The sequence below is a fragment of the Enterobacter cloacae complex sp. S2 genome (assembly GCF_015159675.1).
GTDB lineage: Bacteria > Pseudomonadota > Gammaproteobacteria > Enterobacterales > Enterobacteriaceae > Enterobacter > Enterobacter intestinihominis.
The window spans coordinates 48560-66451 of record NZ_JADDTS010000009.1; the positions used below are offsets into that span (position 1 = coordinate 48560).

13 protein-coding genes are annotated in these 17892 nt (G+C 57.3%); 5 read left to right on the plus strand and 8 right to left on the minus strand.

The features are described from left to right. Positions 1-89 precede the first annotated feature (89 nt). Complete coding sequence (locus IPZ49_RS05785; RefSeq protein WP_063863683.1) at positions 90-1289, plus strand: MFS transporter; 1200 nt, start codon at positions 90-92, stop codon at positions 1287-1289. A gap of 3 nt (positions 1290-1292) precedes the next feature. Here IPZ49_RS05785 and mtfA read toward each other — a convergent pair whose 3' ends face one another. Next, positions 1293-2090: a DgsA anti-repressor MtfA gene (gene mtfA, locus IPZ49_RS05790; RefSeq protein WP_017693127.1), complete on the minus strand. Its 798-nt coding sequence runs from the start codon at positions 2088-2090 to the stop codon at positions 1293-1295. A gap of 266 nt (positions 2091-2356) precedes the next feature. On the opposite strand from mtfA, the gene IPZ49_RS05795 reads away from it, so the two are divergent. Then, positions 2357-3259, plus strand: a complete 903-nt coding sequence (locus IPZ49_RS05795) for a LysR family transcriptional regulator (protein WP_003859540.1) — start codon at positions 2357-2359, stop codon at positions 3257-3259. On the opposite strand, the gene IPZ49_RS05800 is transcribed toward IPZ49_RS05795, so the two are convergent. The 3 genes from IPZ49_RS05800 to IPZ49_RS05810 form a co-directional block, all read right to left on the minus strand. Further along, a complete protein-coding gene (locus tag IPZ49_RS05800) occupies positions 3231-4019 on the minus strand; it encodes a substrate-binding domain-containing protein (protein ID WP_047365515.1) in 789 nt (262 codons plus the stop codon). The genes IPZ49_RS05795 and IPZ49_RS05800 overlap by 29 nt on opposite strands. A 6-nt stretch (positions 4020-4025) precedes the next feature. After that, positions 4026-5327, minus strand: a complete 1302-nt coding sequence (locus IPZ49_RS05805) for an MFS transporter (RefSeq protein ID WP_045906575.1) — start codon at positions 5325-5327, stop codon at positions 4026-4028. Between the two features lie 260 nt (positions 5328-5587). Continuing rightward, positions 5588-6883 carry a serine hydrolase gene (locus IPZ49_RS05810; protein WP_063932729.1) on the minus strand — a complete coding sequence of 432 codons (1296 nt, stop codon included), beginning with the start codon at positions 6881-6883 and terminating at the stop codon, positions 5588-5590. A 95-nt stretch (positions 6884-6978) separates the two neighbouring features. Here IPZ49_RS05810 and IPZ49_RS05815 point away from each other — a divergent pair, with 95 nt between their 5' ends. After that, a complete protein-coding gene (locus IPZ49_RS05815; RefSeq protein WP_017383325.1) occupies positions 6979-7884 on the plus strand; it encodes a LysR family transcriptional regulator in 906 nt (301 codons plus the stop codon). Here IPZ49_RS05815 and fumA read toward each other — a convergent pair. Next, positions 7873-9522, minus strand: coding sequence for a class I fumarate hydratase FumA (gene fumA / locus IPZ49_RS05820; RefSeq protein ID WP_045906578.1), 1650 nt, complete (start codon positions 9520-9522; stop codon positions 7873-7875). The genes IPZ49_RS05815 and fumA overlap by 12 nt on opposite strands. 55 nt (positions 9523-9577) lie before the next feature. Next, on the minus strand, positions 9578-11086 hold the full coding sequence (locus tag IPZ49_RS05825) for an anion permease (protein ID WP_017383327.1): 1509 nt from the start codon (positions 11084-11086) through the stop codon (positions 9578-9580). A 608-nt stretch (positions 11087-11694) separates the two neighbouring features. Between IPZ49_RS05825 and IPZ49_RS05830 the strand changes: the two genes are divergently transcribed. Further along, on the plus strand, positions 11695-14475 hold the full coding sequence (locus IPZ49_RS05830) for a flavocytochrome c (RefSeq protein ID WP_033486929.1): 2781 nt from the start codon (positions 11695-11697) through the stop codon (positions 14473-14475). A gap of 58 nt (positions 14476-14533) precedes the next feature. Beyond that, the gene (locus IPZ49_RS05835) at positions 14534-15496 is read left to right on the plus strand and encodes an FAD:protein FMN transferase (RefSeq protein ID WP_033486931.1); all 963 of its coding nucleotides are present in this window, start codon (positions 14534-14536) and stop codon (positions 15494-15496) included. Here the strand turns inward: IPZ49_RS05835 and dcuR are convergent. Together dcuR and IPZ49_RS05845 are read right to left on the minus strand one after the other, a co-directional pair. After that, entirely contained in the window at positions 15477-16196 is a 720-nt protein-coding gene (gene dcuR / locus IPZ49_RS05840; protein WP_003859556.1) for a two-component system response regulator DcuR, read from the minus strand. The two genes, IPZ49_RS05835 and dcuR, sit on opposite strands and share 20 nt — an antisense overlap. Next, positions 16193-17809, minus strand: coding sequence for a sensor histidine kinase (locus tag IPZ49_RS05845; RefSeq protein ID WP_017383330.1), 1617 nt, complete (start codon positions 17807-17809; stop codon positions 16193-16195). The genes dcuR and IPZ49_RS05845 overlap by 4 nt, the downstream gene beginning before the upstream one ends. Between the last annotated feature and the right edge of the window lie 83 nt (positions 17810-17892).

Here is a 17892-nt window from a genome sequence, read left to right on the forward strand (position 1 = left end):
TCTGTTTACAGTGGCAACTATTTTTGCAATATTTGTTTTCATAAACTTCATAATTTCCACACATTTATTGACATTATCTTCACAATTTTATGCGCACCCGTACTGAGAATCTCACTGACGTTGTGACCCCTAAAGCTAACTGGCCCCTGGCACTGGGCGCCGGTTTATTAGGTATTGGGCAAAACGGTTTGCTGGTTATGCTGCCGCAGCTGGTCTCCCTGACCGGACTGTCGCTCTCCGTCTGGGCCGGGCTGCTGATGTTCGGCTCGATGCTCTTTTTACCCGCATCGCCCTGGTGGGGACGCCAGAGCGAGCGGCACGGCTGTAAGATCGTTATGCTGGCCTCGCTGGGAGGCTATCTGGCGAGCTTTGTCGTGATGGCGCTGGTGGTCTGGGCGATGGCGAACGGCGCGCTGAATGCTCTCTGGGGAATGGCAGGCCTGGTGCTGTCGCGCATGCTGTACGGCCTGACGGTATCAGGGCTGGTGCCTGCGGCCCAGACGTGGGCCATTCAACGCGCGGGGCTGGATAAAAGGATGGCGGCGCTGGCGACGATAAGCTCTGGCCTTAGCTGCGGGCGTCTGCTGGGACCGCCCCTGGCCGCGCTGATGCTCAGCGTCAGCCCGGTCGCACCGCTCTGGCTGATGGCGCTGGCGCCGTTTATCGCGCTTCTGCTGGTGCTGCGCGAAGCCGCCGATCCCCCGCTGCCGCCGGTGGCGCACCAGTCGACGCGGTTACAGGCCTCCATGCTGCCTTTCCTGGTGCTGGCACTGCTGCTGGCGGCGCTGGTCAGCCTGATGCAGCTTGGTTTATCGCCGCATCTTCACCCGTTATTTAATGGCGATGCCGTGCAAATCAGCCATCATGTCGCGCTGCTGCTGAGCCTGGCCGCGCTGGCGACCCTGGCGGCGCAGTTTCTGGTGGTACGCCCGCAGCATTTTACCCCGAGAGTTTTACTCTTAATTGCCGCGGTCTTGATGGTGGCGGGTCTTGGGCTGATGTGTCTCGCCAGTTTAGCCCTGTTCTACGTGGGAATTGTCATCACTTCGCTGGGGGCCGCCATGGCAACGCCGGGATACCAGCTTTTGCTCAACGATCGGCTGACGACGGGCAAAGGCGCAGGGGTGATCGCCACCAGCCATACGCTGGGGTACGGGGCCAGCGCGCTGCTGGTACCTGTGGTGACGCGCTTTTACGGTGAGCAGTTTTTGATTACTGCCGCATGGGGAATGGCGCTGCTGTTTCTCGCGGTGAGCCTGTGGGTACGATCGACCGATCGTACCCCTTAAACATTAGTGGAACGGATGAGGGGAGGTGCTGGCTGCGTCCTCACTTTGCCGCAGACGCTGGAGCGGATCCTGCTGATAAAACTGGCAAAAACGCTGCCACAGCGCCGGGAAGCGCGGAGCGAAAAGCTCAGGTGCGCTAAAGAAATACTCGGACAGTACCGCAAAACACTCGGCGGGATCGGTCGCGGCATAGGCATCAATGCTGGCCGCGCTTTCACCCACCAGGTCTATCTCATCCTGAATGTTTTCCATCGCCGCGTGCAGGTCGTGCTCCCATCCCGCGACTTCACGCAGCGGGATCAGCGGCACGCCGCTGGCGCGATCGCCGTTGCGGGTATCCAGCTTATGCGCCACTTCGTGAATGATCAGGTTGAAGCCCGAGGCATCGAACGAGTCCTGAATATCCAGCCAGTTGAGGATGATTGGCCCTTGCTGCCAGCTTTGCCCGGACTGCACCATACGCTGGTTGTGCACCAGCCCGATGTCATCCTCCCACTCATCATCGACGATAAACGGCGCCGGGTAGATCAGCACTTCGTGGAAGCCATCCAGCCATTCGATACCCAGCTCCAGCACCGGCAAGCAGAAGAGCAGGGCGATGCGGGAATTTTTAAGCGGATCCAGTTCGAAGCCCTGTAGCGGTACCAGCCGTTTTTGCTGTAAAAAACGCTCGGCCAGCTGAATCAGCTTTGATTGCTCTTCAGGCAAGAGATTCGCCAGCACGGGGATCGCCAGAGCCTCATCCCAGGGCAGCGCCATATTTCGACCAGCGTCGTTCGTTTTCCAGGGCCACTTAATCATCGCTTTGCTCGTTACTCGCACGTGAACAAAATGGAAAGGTCAGGGGCTGTTAGCATGCCAACATACTCTGTTAAGCAGTATGACACTCCTCTTCGGCTGCATGCAGACTGGCAGCCTGTTTAAGAGGAATCCAGCCCGCATAAACTATCACTATGTGCCGTCAGGTTGATAGCGCTTTAGGGGTATCCCCTTCATTTTGTGAAGTATGTCGTGCGCGACTATGATAAATCTCTTCTTACCCTACCGTGCTTAAGGATCCCGTCAGTATGCCCGTCAATTTTGACCTCAACGATCTCTATGCCTTCCGCGCTTTACTGGAATATGGCAATTTCCGTCTTGCGGCGGAGTCTATCTGCCTTTCCCAGTCGGCGTTGAGTCGCAGAATTGAAAAGCTGGAGGCGGCACTGGGGACAAAACTGTTCGACAGAACCACCCGGCGCGTCACGCTGACCCTGTATGGACAGACCTTTGCCGACCGGTGCGGACAGCTGCTTGCTGATGTGGAGTCCATGCTTTCGGATATCGATAAGGCCAGCGAGGAGCGTACGGGGCTAATCACCGTGGCGACGGTGCCGTCCGCCGCCTGTTACTTTATGCCGGATGTTATCCGCCGCTTTCAGTCCCGTTACCCCCGCGTGCGCATAAAACTGATCGACAGCAGCGCCGGAAATGTTATCGAGGCCGTCACCCGCGGACAGGCGGATTTTGGTATCTGCTTTGCCCGGAGTTTGCAGCCCGACATCGAGTTTGTCCCGCTGGTGGAGGATGTCTACGTGGCTGCCTGCCGGCGCGACAGCCCGCTTGCAAAAAGAAAAAGCCTGACGTGGCAGGCTTTTTATCAGCAGGATTATATCGGTCTGGATAAGACCTCCGGCAACCGCAATCTTCTCGACCAGCGGGTCGGGCATATTCGGCCTGAGCGCCCCAGCATCTGCGAAACGCGGCACGTGACGACCATGCTGGGGATGGTTGAAGCCGGGATCGGCATTGCGGCCGTTCCCGCCATGTCAATGCCCCGCGCAGAGCATTCGCTGCTGACGTCGGTACCTTTAACCGAGCCTGAGGTCAGGCGAACCGTGGGGCTGATCCGCCGCCGCGGGCGGATCCAGTCCTATATTGCTGCCGAACTCGAAACGCTGATTACCGAGCAGTATCGCGAGGTGCACTGACGGGCGTTAAGCCCGTTGCCGTAATGACGCTGGCGGCCTGTGGCGAAGAGAGAAAGGCCAGCAGAGCTTTTCCCTGTTCGGGATGGTCAGCCTTCTGCGTTACGGCTCCGGCGAAACGGGTAATGTACTGCATGTCGTCAGGCAACTTACCCACAAACGTCACCCCCGGGACCGGCAGAAGCTCGCTCACCTGCTGAAAGCCGAGATCGTATTTCCCTTTTGCCACTTCAGACGCCACCGGGATGCGCTCAACCCGGTGCGCTTTATCGTGGACCTGGCCGTCGATGCCCAGCTTACGGAACAGCTGGCTCTCTACATACCGGCCGCTGGCGCTGTCGGAATAAGCCATGGAATGCGCCTTCAGCAGCGTTTGCCGCAGGGCAGGCACCGTACTGATATCCGGCACCGGCGCGCCCGCTTTGACGACCATCCCGACGGGCGAATCCGCCAGCTCCACGCGAGAGCCCGCCGCCGTCCTGCGATCCTGTTCCAGTTTCGCCAGCGCATCGCCCACCATAATCACCACGTCCGCTTTTTCGCCCCGGGCGAGCCGGGCCGGAATGGCCTGCGGCGTTTTGCCCATCGACGGGCCGGAGATCACAATGAGCCTGTCACCGCTTTGCGCTTCGTACTGCGGCGTCAGCTTCTCCAGCGCCGCTTTGAAGCCGCCAGAAATCATCACCGTCACATCCTGCGCAAGCGCGCCCGCGCTGAGGGTGGCGAAGGTCAGGGCGGCAATCACCGTTCTGAATGTAAGCATGAGGGATCACTCCTTAACGGCAGTTTGCAGGATTAACGTGCGACGACGATAGAGATAAAGCGTTGCCAGCAGGGCGCAAACGGCGGCAAAGCTCATCCAGTAGCCCGGAGAGGCTTTGTCGCCGGTGTACTCGATTAAGGCAGTCGAAATCACCGGCGTGAAACCGCCAAAGACCGCCGTTGCCAGGCTGTAAGCCAGTGAGAAGCCCGCCACGCGCACCTCTGCTGGCATGATCTCCGTCAGGGCCGGGATCATCGCGCCGTTATACAGGCCGTAGAGGAAAGAGAGCCACAGCAGCACGGTCAGCATCATTGAGAAGCTCGGGGCTGCGGCCAGCATCGTCAGTGCCGGATAGCTGGTCGCCAGCGCCAGCAGCGTCATGGCGATCAGCACCGGTTTACGCCCGAAGCGATCCGACAGCGCGCCGCCCACCGGAAGCCAGATGAAGTTGGACACCGCCACCAGCAGCGTGACCAGAAGACTGTCCGACGCGCTAAGCATCAGGACTTTTTTACCGAAGGTCGGCGCGTAAACGGTGATCAGGTAAAACGCGGTGGTGGTCATCGCCACCATCAGCATGCCCGCGACGACTACCGGCCAGTTGGCGAGCAGCGTTGTGAAGACCTGACGCATTGCCAGATGGTGGCGACGGGCGCTGAATTCCTCGGTCTCTTCGAGCTTGCGGCGCAGGAAAAAGATAAACGGCACAATCAGACAGCCAAACAGGAACGGAATACGCCACCCCCATTCGCGAATGGCACTCTCTTCCAGCACCACATTCAGGGCGAAGCCCATCGCCGCCGCGATCATAATGGCGACCTGCTGGCTACCCGACTGCCAGCTGGTGTAGAAACCCTTGTGGCCCGGCGTGGCGATCTCCGCCAGATAAACCGAAACCCCGCCCAGCTCGGCGCCTGCCGAAAAACCCTGCAACAGGCGGCCGGTCAGCACCAGCAGCGGCGCCCACAGGCCAATGCTCTGGTAAGAAGGGATCAGCACGATCAGGAAGGTTCCGGCGGCCATAATTGACAGGGTGACGATCAGCCCTTTACGGCGACCCACTTTATCAATGTAAGCCCCCAGCACAATGGCCCCGATCGGACGCATCAGGAAGCCCGCGCCAAAGACGGCGAAGGTCATCATCAGGGACGCAAATTCACTGCTTGCCGGAAAAAAAGTATGGGCGATGTAGGTGGCATAAAAGCCGAACAGAAAGAAGTCGAATTGCTCAAGAAAGTTGCCCGACGTGACGCGGAAAATCGCGCCCGCTTTGGCACGAAGCGTTGCAGGTGAGGTTGAGGAAACCATGATTATCTCCAGTTTTATAGTGACGTTATGCTCGTCTGTTTCTGAAAACTGGATCAGGAAGTGGAAATTAATAAGCGCAAATAGCGCATGGACTGATGCGTGTGGTGCATTAATGACAAAGCGTTGACCAGTATTTACATATTCAACAATAACTTAACATTTCGGTGATCTTTTATTTACTCGATTTCGCTAAGTTGCTGATATATCGGTTTTGTGACATCGCGCAGGTGAGAAGCCAGGCGGGGCCTGGCTTGGGATTATCAGCGCAGCGCGTTCGCAATCGCGCTAAACATCAGCGACGCTTCCAGCGGCTGGGCGCTGAATGACGGCTCTGCCTGCGGCCAGGTGGACCACTGGACGATAACCAGATTTTCTTTCTGATTAACCATGATCATCTGACCAAATATACCCAGCGCCCACAGGGAATCCTTCAGCGAATTTTCGACTTTCGGCTCCACGTGGGTGGCGGTGGCTGGTACTTCGTTGTTCCACCACTGGTAGCCGTATAACCCCTTCGGATGCGCGTCGGACACCGATCCTTTGGCCTGTGTCCAGGCTGAGGACTGTTTCACCCAGCCCTCGGGGAGGATCTGCTTCCCGTCCGGCAGCGTACCGTTATGCAGGATAAACTCCCCGAAACGCCCCCAGTCTTCCAGCGTGGCGTTGAACCCATGCGCACCCACGTCGTGCTGGCCTTTGCTGTAGGCATGCCACACGCCGTCGCTCGCCATGCCGTACGGCTGCCAGATGGTCTTCTCCAGATACGCCGCGAGCGTCATGCCGGTGGCGCGCTCAAGCACATCGCCTAACAGCCAGGCGCCACCCGAGGAATAGGACCAGTTTTCGCCCGCCGGGTGTTCACGGTGTAACCCCTCCACCAGGGTGCGCACGCAGTTGTAGGTGCCCGGCTTCGCTTCGCATTCGGTAAGCCGGGCGAAGTCAGATTGCGGGTTGGTGTAATCTTCGTTCCACGCCACGCCAGAGGTGTGGGTGATGAGCTGTTTTAGCGTTACGCCCTCCCAGGCGGTGCCTTTTAAGTCAGGTTCGTATTGGGTGACAAGGTCGTCCAGGGAGTGGATTTTCCCTTCTTTAATTGCAGCACCCACCAGCGCGGAGACCACCGATTTGCCCACGGAACGCGACGTCCAGAGCGTTGAGTCGGTATTGCCTTCACCCAGGTATTTATAGGCCACTTTGCCGTTTTTCAGCACCAGCATGCCGCTGACGTTCTGGCGTTTCAGGTAATCCTGAAGAGTGTAACTCTTACCCTTCACCTGATAGCGGGCATCGGTGAGCGGTTTTTCTGCGGGCAGCAGCGGCGTAGCGTTGCCGTGGCGGAACACATCCCCTGCGTAGTTGCGGTAGTCATTGCGAAAGCCCACCACGCGATCGGTCTGGTTCCAGGTGAGCATGGTATGCGCGTCCGGGAGTCTGGCATCGAAAGGCGCCGGACAGGTGGTGAGGTCGGTACCGTTGCAGGCCGCCATAACGGCGGGCGAGAGCAGGCTGCTGACAACCAGCGCCGCGAGCAGCGTGCGGTTTGTTTTGATTTTCATATTTATCTCGTTTGGCTCAGGAATGACTTCAGTTTAAGAACCTGCGGCCTATAATAAAAAACGCGTTATGGGGGAAAATCCCCCGTAAAAATTGCGTGGAGAATGGCGTGGCATCACTGATCTATTCCTTTGCCCAGCTTGAGGCGTTCACTGCCGTCGCTGAACACGGCAGCCTGATGAAGGCGGCCAGTAAACTCGGCAAAGATCGTACTACCCTGCGGGATCTGATCGATTTCCTTGAGGATGGGCTGGGTTATGCTCTGTTCCTGCGGGAGGGGCGCAGCCTGCGCCTGACGCCGGAGGGGGAGCAGCTTCAGCGGCAGGCGCACCTGCTGATGCGCCAGGTCAAAGCGTTTGAGGCGTTTGCCAGATCGGTACCGGACAGCGCGACGCAGGACATCGCCCTCGCTTACGATCCGTTCACCCCCAGAGCTTTTTTACAGGCGCTGATTGCCACACTGGCGACGAAAAAGATCCGCCTGAGCCTGACCAGCGCATCGCGCGATGAGGCGGAAGCGATGCTGGCAAACGGTCAGGCCGATCTGGGGATCTGCCAGGCGCGCAACCGCAGCGTGGGCAATGAGATGGAGTGGCGGGCGCTGGGGGCGATCGAAATGGATTTTTACGCCGCAACGGCGCTTTTTGCGGAGGTTGCGTCGCCGGTGTCGCTGCTCGATCTCTCTCTGGTGCCACAGGTGATTATGCATCCCGCGTCAGACGAGCCGGTTGCCCGTCGCCTGCAAATTTCAGGGCACACGCTTTTCACTAACGAACTGGAAATGCTGCGCGGCCTGCTGGAACAGGGCTGCGGCTGGGGGTTTTTACCGACCCATCTTCAGGCAACGCAGTGGAAAAATGTAAAAAGGCTGCCCACCGAAGTGGGCAGCCAGGGGATAAGCCAGACGATGGTCACTATCTGGAAGCCGGGCAGCGACAAGCGCGGGTTGATCAACGATACGCTGTCGCTGCTTCCGGCGTTATGGAAACGTTCAGCGCTGTGAGCACCCTTTGCACTGTTTATTCTGGATCTGCTGGAAGAAGTCGTTGCCTTTGTCATCTACCAGGATAAACGCCGGGAAGTTCTCCACTTCAATTTTCCAGATGGCTTCCATTCCCAGTTCAGGATACGCCACGCACTCCAGACTCTTGATGCTGTTTTGCGCCAGCACCGCCGCCGGGCCGCCGATGCTGCCGAGGTAGAAGCCGCCGTGCTTATGGCAGGCGTCGGTGACCTGCTGGCTGCGGTTACCTTTGGCCAGCATGATCATGCTCGCGCCGTGGGATTGCAGTAAGTCCACATAGGAGTCCATACGTCCCGCAGTGGTCGGGCCGAGTGAGCCAGACGCGTAACCTTCTGGCGTTTTCGCCGGGCCTGCGTAGTAAATCGGGTGATCTTTAACGTACTGCGGCAGTTCTTCCCCGTTGTCGAGCAGCTCTTTCAGCTTCGCGTGGGCGATATCGCGCGCCACGATGATGGTGCCGCTCAGCGACAGGCGGGTGGATACCGGGTGCGAGGAAAGCTGCGCCAGAATGTCGGGCATCGGCTTGTTCAGATCAATGCTTACCACGTCGCCTTCTCCCTGCTGGCGCAGGGATTCAGGAATATACTGGCCCGGATTGTGCTCCAGCTTCTCAATCCAGATCCCCTCGCGGTTAATCTTCGCCTTGATGTTGCGGTCAGCGGAGCAGGAGACCCCCATGCCGATCGGGCAGGAGGCGCCGTGGCGCGGCAGACGGATCACGCGAATATCGTGCGCGAAGTATTTCCCGCCGAACTGCGCGCCAAGGCCGAGGTTTTGCGCTTCCTGAAGCAGTTCCTGCTCAAGCTGGACGTCGCGGAACGCCTGGCCGTGTTCGTTGCCTTCGGTTGGCAGCGCATCGTAGTAGCGGGTAGAAGCCAGCTTAACGGTTTTCAGCGTGGCTTCCGCTGAGGTTCCGCCGATAACAAAGGCAATGTGGTACGGCGGGCAGGCTGCGGTACCCAGGGTGCGCATCTTCTCAACCAGGTAGTTTTTCAGCTTCGCCGGAGTGATCAGCGCTTTGGTTTCCTGGTAGAGATAGGTTTTGTTGGCAGAACCGCCGCCTTTCGCCATGCACAGGAATTTATACTCGTCGCCGTCCACGCTGTAGAGGTCAATCTGCGCGGGCAGGTTGGTGCCGGTATTCACCTCTTTATACATATCCAGCGCCGCATTCTGCGAGTAGCGCAGGTTATCTTCAATGTATGTGTTATAGACGCCCTGGCTCAGGGCCGCTTCGTCACCGCCGCCGGTCCAGACGCGCTGGCCTTTTTTGCCCATGATGATCGCGGTGCCGGTATCCTGACAGGTTGGCAGCACGCCTTTTGCGGCGATTTCAGAGTTACGCAGGAACTGGAGGGCAACGTATTTGTCGTTCTGGCTGGCTTCCGGGTCGTTGAGAATGGCGGCAACCTGCTTCTGGTGGGAAGGGCGCAGCATAAACGCGGCATCGTGGAAGGCCTGCTGTGCCAGCAGGGTCAGGGCTTCAGGCTCCACTTTCAGGACTTCCTGACCGTCGAACTCGGCAACGGAAACGTGCTCTTTGGTCAGCAGATAGTATTCGGTGTCATCGTGCGCAAGAGGGAAGGGGTTTTGGTAGATAAACGGTTTGTTTGACATAGCGTATTGCTCCACAAAAATAAAACCGCCGGAGGAGAAGTCCGGCGGTCAGGAATCAGAACATCATGGACATCCACGGATAACCAATCAGCAGCAGGGCCGCCAGGAAGATGGCACCGAAGATGGTGCCGAGGCGCCAGTAGTCTTTGGTTGGCAGGTAGCCGCTACCGTAGTAAATCGGGCTTGGACCGGTACCGTAGGGGGTAATGATCCCCATTACGCCCAGCGAGGTCACCATCAGCAGAACGAACACTTCCATATTCATGCCCGGAATGGTGGAGGCGATGGTCAGCATCGCAGGCAGCAGCGCCGTGGTGTGCGCGGTGGTGCTGGCGAACAGGTAGTGCAGCAGGTAGAACGCCAGCAGCAGCACGATGGTGGCGACACCCGGAGAAATACCGCTCATCAGCAGGCCGCCTTCTTTACCCAGCCAGCTGATAAAACCGGTGGAGGAGAGGCCATCCGCCAGCGCCACCAGGGTGGCGAACCAGACGAAGGTATTCCACGCGGCTTTGTTACCGGTGATATCGTTCCACTCCAGCACGCCGGTCCACAGCATCAGGCCAACGATCAGCAGGGCAGCCATGGCCGGTTCAATCCACGCCGCGGCGAAGATCCACATCAGCAGCGCACAGCACACGAACACCAGCAGCAGGATCTCATTGCGCGACAGTTTGCCCAGTTTTTCCAGTTCACGGGTCGCCCACAGCGGTACTTCGTTATTCACTTTTACTTCCGGCGGGTAGAACCAGTAGGCCAGCAGCGGCATGGTCAGGATCAGCAGGATGCCCAGCGGCAGGAAGGCGAGGAACCAGGTCCCCCAGGAGATATCAATTCCAACCGTGCTTTTTACCAGCGCCAGCGCCAGCAGGTTAGGTGCCAGAGCGGAAAGGAACATCGAGCTGGTGATACAGGCCGCGGTGATGGCTACCCACATCAGATACGAACCGATTTTGCGCGCGCTTGGGTCATTGGGTTTTGAACCGTACAGCGGCGGCAGGTTGGCGATGATCGGGTAGATGGTCCCGCCGCTGCGCGCGGTGTTGGATGGGGTGAACGGGGCCAGCAGCAGGTCCGCAAACGTAATGGCGTAACCGAGCGTCAGGCTGCGACGGCCCAGGTACTTCACCAGAATCAGTGCCAGACGGCGGCCGAAGCGGGTTTTGTCGTAGCCTGCGGCGAACATAAAGGCACCGAAAATCAGCCAGACGGTGGAGTTACCAAACCCGCTGACCGCCCATTTAAAGGAGGCGCCCGCCAGCTTGAATTTTGGGTCAGCCAGCTGTTCCGGGCTAAAGAGTACCCACTGGCTGCACAGCGCAATCGCCACGACGCCGGTAAGACCGATCACGGCGCCCGGCAGCGGTTCGAAAATTAAGCCGACGATGACGCCGACAAAGATGGCGAAGTAGTGCCACGCATAAGGCGGCAGCCCTTCCGGAACGGGGACAAACAACAGCAGGACGGCAACAATGACGGGCAAAGCCATCATCAGCAGTCGTTTTGCTGTTCCATTTGATGCCAGATTCGCCGCAGGAGGCGTTACAGCAGTTTTTGTATTCATAGTTTCACGTCTTAAGTTGTCAAAAATTCGTCGCCCGGCGAAAACACAAATTCGATTGAAATATCCTTTTTGCTTTTTTTAGTTATTTAAGGTGCGGATTTGTGTTTTCACTAATAGCGATTTAACGCATTTTGGTTTGCGCTAAATAAAAAATGATGATGGTTTTATATTGCTCTTTTGAATGCCATAACTATTGATCGCGATCAAAAAAACGGAACTGAATGGCTATTTTTATATTTTTTATAATAACCACTCTGAGTAGTGTGGTTATTCGCTAATTTTACGCATCTTATGTATCAAAACTATAACATTTTAATTCTGGTGCTTTTGTTTTTCATTGTTTTGTAAGGTTTTTTGATGGGTTTGGTGTATTGGTTTGACCTTTTATAATTTAACTTTTTTTAAATTCTTGTGAACGAGTGAAACATTCCCGCTAACACCAATGTGTTATTAATGTTATCGAAGGGATTAAATAGTTTATTAACTAACGTAATGACTTTAGAAACTAAAAAAAGCTTTATATTACTATCATGACATCGGCAAAAAACACGAAATAAAAAATCATTCCGATAACGAATTCTTAATTTTTAAAGTTTGGAGTTTCTATTATGAGCACTAACGAACGTATTTTAAGCCCCTTCACATTACCGAATGGTACTGAACTGAAAAACCGTTTGTTAATGGCCCCGATGACAACCTGTACCGGTTATTACGATGGCACCGTGACCAGCGAGCTGGTGGAGTACTACCGCGCCCGTGCGGGCAGCATCGGCACCATCATCGTTGAGTGCTGTTTTGTTGACGATCTCGGCCTGGCGTTCCCGGGCGCAATTGGTATTGATAACGACGAGAAAATCGCCGGGCTGGCAAAAATCGCTGACGCCATCAAGTCCAAAGGCTCTAAAGCCCTGCTGCAAATCTACCACGGCGGCCGTATGGTCGACCCAAAACTGATTGGGGGTCGCACGCCGGTTGGCCCAAGCGCCGTTGCCGCGCCGCGTGACGGTGCCGCCACGCCGGTTGCCCTGACCGCGGAAGAGGTGGAAGGCATGATCGGCAAGTTCGGCGAAGCCGTGCGCCGCGCAATTCAGGCCGGGTTCGACGGCGTCGAAATCCACGGGGCGAATACCTATCTGATCCAGCAGTTCTTCTCCCCGAACTCTAACCAGCGCGACGACGAGTGGGGCGGCAGCCGCGAAAACCGCGCGAAATTCCCGCTGGCGGTGCTGGACATTACCCACAAGATGGTGCGCCAGTACGCGGACGACGCGTTTATCATTGGCTACCGTTTCTCTCCGGAAGAGCTTGAAGTCCCGGGCATTCGCTTCGAAGACACCCTGTATCTGCTGGAAAAACTGGCCGCGCGCGGGGTAGATTATCTCCACTTCTCCCTTGGCGCCGCCCTGCGTCCTTCTATCGTCGATACTCAGGACCCGACGCCACTTATCGAAAAATACTGCGCCATGCGCTCTGACACGCTGGCGCAGGTACCGGTAATGGGCGTTGGCGGCGTGGTGAATGCCACGGATGTGAATGAAGCGCTGGATCACGGTTACGACCTGATTGCCGTTGGCCGCGCCACCATCGCCTATCCGAACTGGACCGATCGCATCGCGGCGGGCGAAAGCCTGGAGCTGTTTATGGACAGTACCCGACGCGAAGAACTGAGCATCCCGGAACCGCTGTGGCGCTTCTCGCTGGTAGAAGCGATGATCCGCGACATGAGCATGGGCGAATCGAAATTCAAACCGGGCACCTTTATTGAAAAAGTGCAGGACGATGCTAACGAGCTGGTGATTAACGTCAGCCTCGAAACCGACCGCATCGCCGATATCGAACTGGCCTCCGGCCCGAGTGAAGACGTCGAGTTTGTCACCAGCTTCGAAGAGATCCGTACCCGTATTCTGGATGCCAACACCCCGCACGTGGACGCGATTACGGGCGCGACCAGCCAGAGCGAGGCGGTGAAAAAAGCGGTCTCGAAGGCGATGCTGAAATCCAGCAAAGCGCTGGCGGCGGAAGAGGGCGCAGACCCGAATGAGACTAAAAGCGTGGATGTGGTGGTGGTCGGCAGCGGCGGCGCCGGTCTGGCAGCGGCGATTCAGGCGCATGACGAAGGCGCGAACGTGCTGATCGTCGAGAAAATGCCCACCATCGGCGGGAACACCATTAAAGCCTCGGCCGGGATGAACGCGGCGGAGACCCGCTTCCAGCGCGTGAAAGGTATTCAGGACAGCAAAGAGCTGTTCTACCAGGAAAGTCTGAAAGGCGGTGGCAACAAGAACGACCCTGAACTGCTGCGTCGCTTTGTCGAGAACGCGCCGCAGGCCATCGAATGGCTGGCCACGCGCGGCATTATGCTGAACGACATTACCACCACCGGCGGGATGAGCATCGACCGTACGCACCGTCCGAAAGACGGTTCCGCAGTGGGCGGGTATCTGATCAGCGGCCTGGTGCGTAACGTCAACAAGCGCAACATCGAGGTGATGCTGGATACCTCCGTGAGCGACATCATTTTCGAAAACGGCGAAGTGACCGGCGTGCGTCTGACCACCGAAGAGAACGAAACCCTCACCGTGGCAACTAAAAGCGTGATTGTGGCAACGGGCGGCTTCAGCGCCAACAGCAAGATGGTGGTGAAATACCGTCCGGATCTGGCAGGGTTCGTTACCACCAACCACAAAGGGGCGACCGGAGGCGGTATCGCGCTGCTGGAGCGTATCGGTGCGGGCACCGTGGATATGGGCGAAATTCAGATCCACCCAACCGTTGAGCAGAAAACGTCGTATCTGATTTCCGAATCCATCCGCGGCGGCGGGGCGATTCTGGTAAACCAGCAGGGCAACCGCTTCTATAACGAAATGTCGACCCGCGACAAAGTCTCGGCGCAGATCATCGCGCTGCCGGAGAAATACGCTTACATCGTCTTTGACGAGCATGTTCGCGCCAAAAACAAAGCCGCGGATGAGTACATCGCAAAAGGGTTTGTTACCAGCGCCAGCTCGCCAAAAGCCCTGGCGGAAGCGCTGGGGATGGATCACCACCAGTTCCTGGCAACGCTGGAACGCTACAACGGCTTTGTGGAGAAACAGCACGACGATGATTTCGGTCGCACCACCGCGCTGCGTGCGCCAATCAACGAAGGGCCGTTCTACGCCATTCAGATTGCACCGGGCGTTCACCACACCATGGGCGGCGTGACCATTAACACAGAAACCTGCGTGCTGGACAGCAACCACAACGTATTGCCGGGAGCGTTTGCTGCGGGTGAGGTTGTCGGGGGCATCCATGGCGGTAACCGCATCGGCGGTAACGCGGTGGCAGATATCATTATTTTTGGTACGCTTGCAGGACATCAGGCGGCTATGCGTTCGAAAACACGGTAAGGCTCCTGTTTCCCCGGCGGCGCGGTGCCTGCCGGGGCTACATCTGAGGACTCATGAAATGCCTGATAGCCATCGCGTTTACAGCTACTCCGCCGTTCTGATGGGATCGCCCATCCTCCTGAAACTCTTTTCCCATGACGAAGCGCTTGCCTCTCGCGTGTTTCGCCTGATCAAACAGTACGAAGATCTGCTTACCGTTAACCGAGCGCACTCCCAGGTAATGGACATCAACCATGCGGCCGGTCAGCATCCGGTTGCCGTCAGTCGCCCGGTGTTCGAGCTGATCCGCTGCGCGAAAGCGGCCAGCCTGCTTAAAGACAGCGCCTTTAACCTGGCGATCGGCCCGCTGGTGAAATGCTGGAAAATTGGCTTTAAGGGGGACGCTGTACCGCCCGCGGACGAGATCGCCGCCTTGCTGGGCATCACGCATCCTGCGGACGTGGTGCTGGATGAAGCCAACAGCAGCGTGTTCCTTACTCGCCAGGGAATGGAGATCGATCTGGGGGCCATTGCTAAAGGCTATATCGCCGACAGGGTGCGGGATCACCTCCTTAAAGAGGGCGTTGAACTTGGGCTGATCAACCTTGGCGGCAACGTCCAGACGTTAGGCTCGCCGGAGGGCGGCTGGCGCGTCGGCCTGAAAAAACCGTTCGCCGGTGACGCGCTGATTGGCGCCATGACGGTCGAAAACCGGTCGGTGGTGACGTCAGGCACCTATGAGCGCTACTTCGAGCTGAACGGCAAACGTTATCACCACATACTTGACCCACGCACCGGCTACCCGCTGGATAACGAACTGGAGAGCGTGACGATTATTTCGCCAGACTCCCTCGACGGCGATATCTGGACCACGCTGATCTACGGCATGGGCGTGGAAAAGGGCTGCGCCGCGCTGCGTTCGCGCCCCGATATTGAAGCCATCTTTGTCACAAAAACAAAAGAAGTGGTGATCTCCTCGATGCACCACTTCCGTTTTACCCTTCTGGACGACAGCTACCGAATTACTGGCAGTACTGTTTGAGTAGGCCGACCTGTTCCGGCTGCAAACGGTAGCGATATACCGGCCGGCCGGTAGCGCCGTAGTGAATGCTGGTGAACAGGATATTAATTTGCGCCAGCCAGATCAGGTATTTGCGGCAGGAGACGCGGGAAATGTTGACCGCATTCGCCAGATCGTCGGTGGAAAACTCTATCTCCGGATGGCTGTCGATCCACTGGCAAATGGTGCGCAGCGTCTGCGGCGTCAGGCCTTTCGGTAATTTTTTGCTGTCGGCCAGCTCCGGCGCGCCGCCGTGGATCAGCCTGTCGACGTCGGCCTGTTCATAATACTGATGCGATCCCATCAGGCTGCGCTTTGCCTTCCAGCCGTTCAGCGCCTCTTCAAAACGCGGGAACTGGAACGGTTTAATCAGGTAATCCACCACGCCATAGTGCATTGAGGTCTGGATCGTTGCGGCGTCGGAGGCCGACGAGATCATGATGACATCAATCGGGCGGCCCGACGCGCGGATGATGGGCAGGAGATCCAGCCCGTTATCCTGCTGCATATAGACATCCAGCAGCACCAGATCGATCGGCTGGCCTGGGTTGGCGATCAACGCCTCGGCCTGGTTGAGCGTGGAAGCGACGCCGCAGCAGCTAAAACCCTCAACGCGGTTAACATACAGACGGTTGAGGTCGGCTACCATGGCGTCATCATCGACAATTAACACATTTATCACGCGATATTCCTCTCGCTATCCCAGGGGATCTGAACAAAAAATTGGGTAAATACGCCAGGCTCCGACTCGACGGTAATATCTCCGCCCAGATTCTGGATCTGCTGACGCGCAAGGAACAGCCCAACGCCGCGGTTTTCACCTTTTGTTGAGTAGCCCTTTGTAAAAATAGCCTCCAGCCGCTCGGGATCAATGCCGGGACCGTCATCGCTGACCTCACCGCTTAGCCAGCCGTTCTGATAATGCAGCAGCAGGCCGATCTCGCCTTCCGGCTGGCCTTCCATCGCATCCAGGGCATTTTCGATTAAATTGCCCAGCACGGTGATCAGCACCGCAACCTGCTCTTCATTGGCGGTGTCAGGAAGCTGACTTTCCTCCGCCAGCGTCAGGGTCACTCCGGCCTCTTTAGCGCGGTTAATTTTACCCAGCAGGAAGCCCGCAATGACCGGCGATTTAACTTTGCGCTGTATCGCGCCGATATCCGTCTGATAATTCTGCGCGGTCTGGATGATGTACTCCTCCAGCTTATCGTAGCGCTTCATGTGCAGCAGGCCGAGGATCACGTGCAGCTTATTCATAAACTCATGCGTATGGGAGCGCAGGGCATCAACGTAGCTGACCATGCCATCAATACGCTGCATTAACTGGCTGATTTCGGTCTTATCGCGGAACGTGCTGATCGCCCCGATCACCTGATTCTGGCTTTTCACGGGGACCATGTTGCACAGCAGCAGCCGCCCGTTACAGCCGATCTCCTGATCCTGGCGGGCAATGCCGGTTTTTGACACTTCGCGCAGGCTGGCCAGAAGCGGTTCACTGCTGCTTTCGGAGTGCTGGCCCGAGGTCAGGAGTAATATTTCTCTGGCGGTGTGGTTAATCATCGTCACGCGCCCGTGCATATCCACGGCCATCACGCCTTCGCGCAGGGACTGCAACATGGCCTGGCGCTGCTCAAAGAGGGCTGAGATTTCGTAAGGCTCCAGCCCAAAGAGGATACGTTTCAGAACCCGGACCAGACCCCAGATCGCCACTGAGCTCATCAGAACGCTGAATAAGATGGTCCACACGGCGTTGAGCCGCCCGCGGGCAATCTGATCTTCAACTTTATTCAGCGAAATACCCACCACCACCACGCCGATCTGGTCGTGCTGGTCGTCATACACGGGCGTAAAGACGCGCAGCGCTTCCGCGAGCGCGCCGCGGTTAACGGAGACATTCTCTTTCCCTTCCAGGGCGGGCGTCAGATCGTCGCCAATAAAATGCAAACCTAACAGCGCTTCGTTTGGATGGGAATAGCGGATCCCACGCAGGTCGGTGACCACGGTAAACAGCAGGTCGTTGCGCTTCGTCACCGCCTCGGCAATCGGCTGGATGATGCCAGCCTGCGGCGATTCCATCAGGCCACGCTTGATCTCCGGGCTGTCGGCCAGCGTCCGGGCGATACCCAGCGCGGTATCTTTCACGTCATCGCGCGTGGCGCGGGTGATCTGCACAGAGTACAGCGCGAAGACCACCAGCAGCACCGAGCCGATAATCGCGCACACCATCAGCGTAACCAGCGTATTCAGCTTCATAGGGCGCTTGCGCGTCGGGGGGAAGGGCTGCAAATCGCTCATTAACACTCCGCGATGAATAAGAAAGGGCTAATTATCGCTGATGACGGGCGTTTCATAAAGCCATGTAAAGAGAGGCGTTTCGT

Excerpts from the sequence above, each read along its gene's own strand:
- IPZ49_RS05785 (WP_063863683.1), top strand. The coding sequence starts at position 90 with ATGCGCACCCGTACTGAGAATCTCACTGACGTTGTGACCCCTAAAGCT.
- mtfA (WP_017693127.1), bottom strand. The coding sequence starts at position 2,090 with ATGATTAAGTGGCCCTGGAAAACGAACGACGCTGGTCGAAATATGGCG.
- IPZ49_RS05795 (WP_003859540.1), top strand. The coding sequence starts at position 2,357 with ATGCCCGTCAATTTTGACCTCAACGATCTCTATGCCTTCCGCGCTTTA.
- IPZ49_RS05800 (WP_047365515.1), bottom strand. The coding sequence starts at position 4,019 with ATGCTTACATTCAGAACGGTGATTGCCGCCCTGACCTTCGCCACCCTC.
- IPZ49_RS05805 (WP_045906575.1), bottom strand. The coding sequence starts at position 5,327 with ATGGTTTCCTCAACCTCACCTGCAACGCTTCGTGCCAAAGCGGGCGCG.
- IPZ49_RS05810 (WP_063932729.1), bottom strand. The coding sequence starts at position 6,883 with ATGAAAATCAAAACAAACCGCACGCTGCTCGCGGCGCTGGTTGTCAGC.
- fumA (WP_045906578.1), bottom strand. The coding sequence starts at position 9,522 with ATGTCAAACAAACCGTTTATCTACCAAAACCCCTTCCCTCTTGCGCAC.
- IPZ49_RS05825 (WP_017383327.1), bottom strand. The coding sequence starts at position 11,086 with ATGAATACAAAAACTGCTGTAACGCCTCCTGCGGCGAATCTGGCATCA.
- IPZ49_RS05830 (WP_033486929.1), top strand. The coding sequence starts at position 11,695 with ATGAGCACTAACGAACGTATTTTAAGCCCCTTCACATTACCGAATGGT.
- IPZ49_RS05835 (WP_033486931.1), top strand. The coding sequence starts at position 14,534 with ATGCCTGATAGCCATCGCGTTTACAGCTACTCCGCCGTTCTGATGGGA.
- IPZ49_RS05845 (WP_017383330.1), bottom strand. The coding sequence starts at position 17,809 with ATGAGCGATTTGCAGCCCTTCCCCCCGACGCGCAAGCGCCCTATGAAG.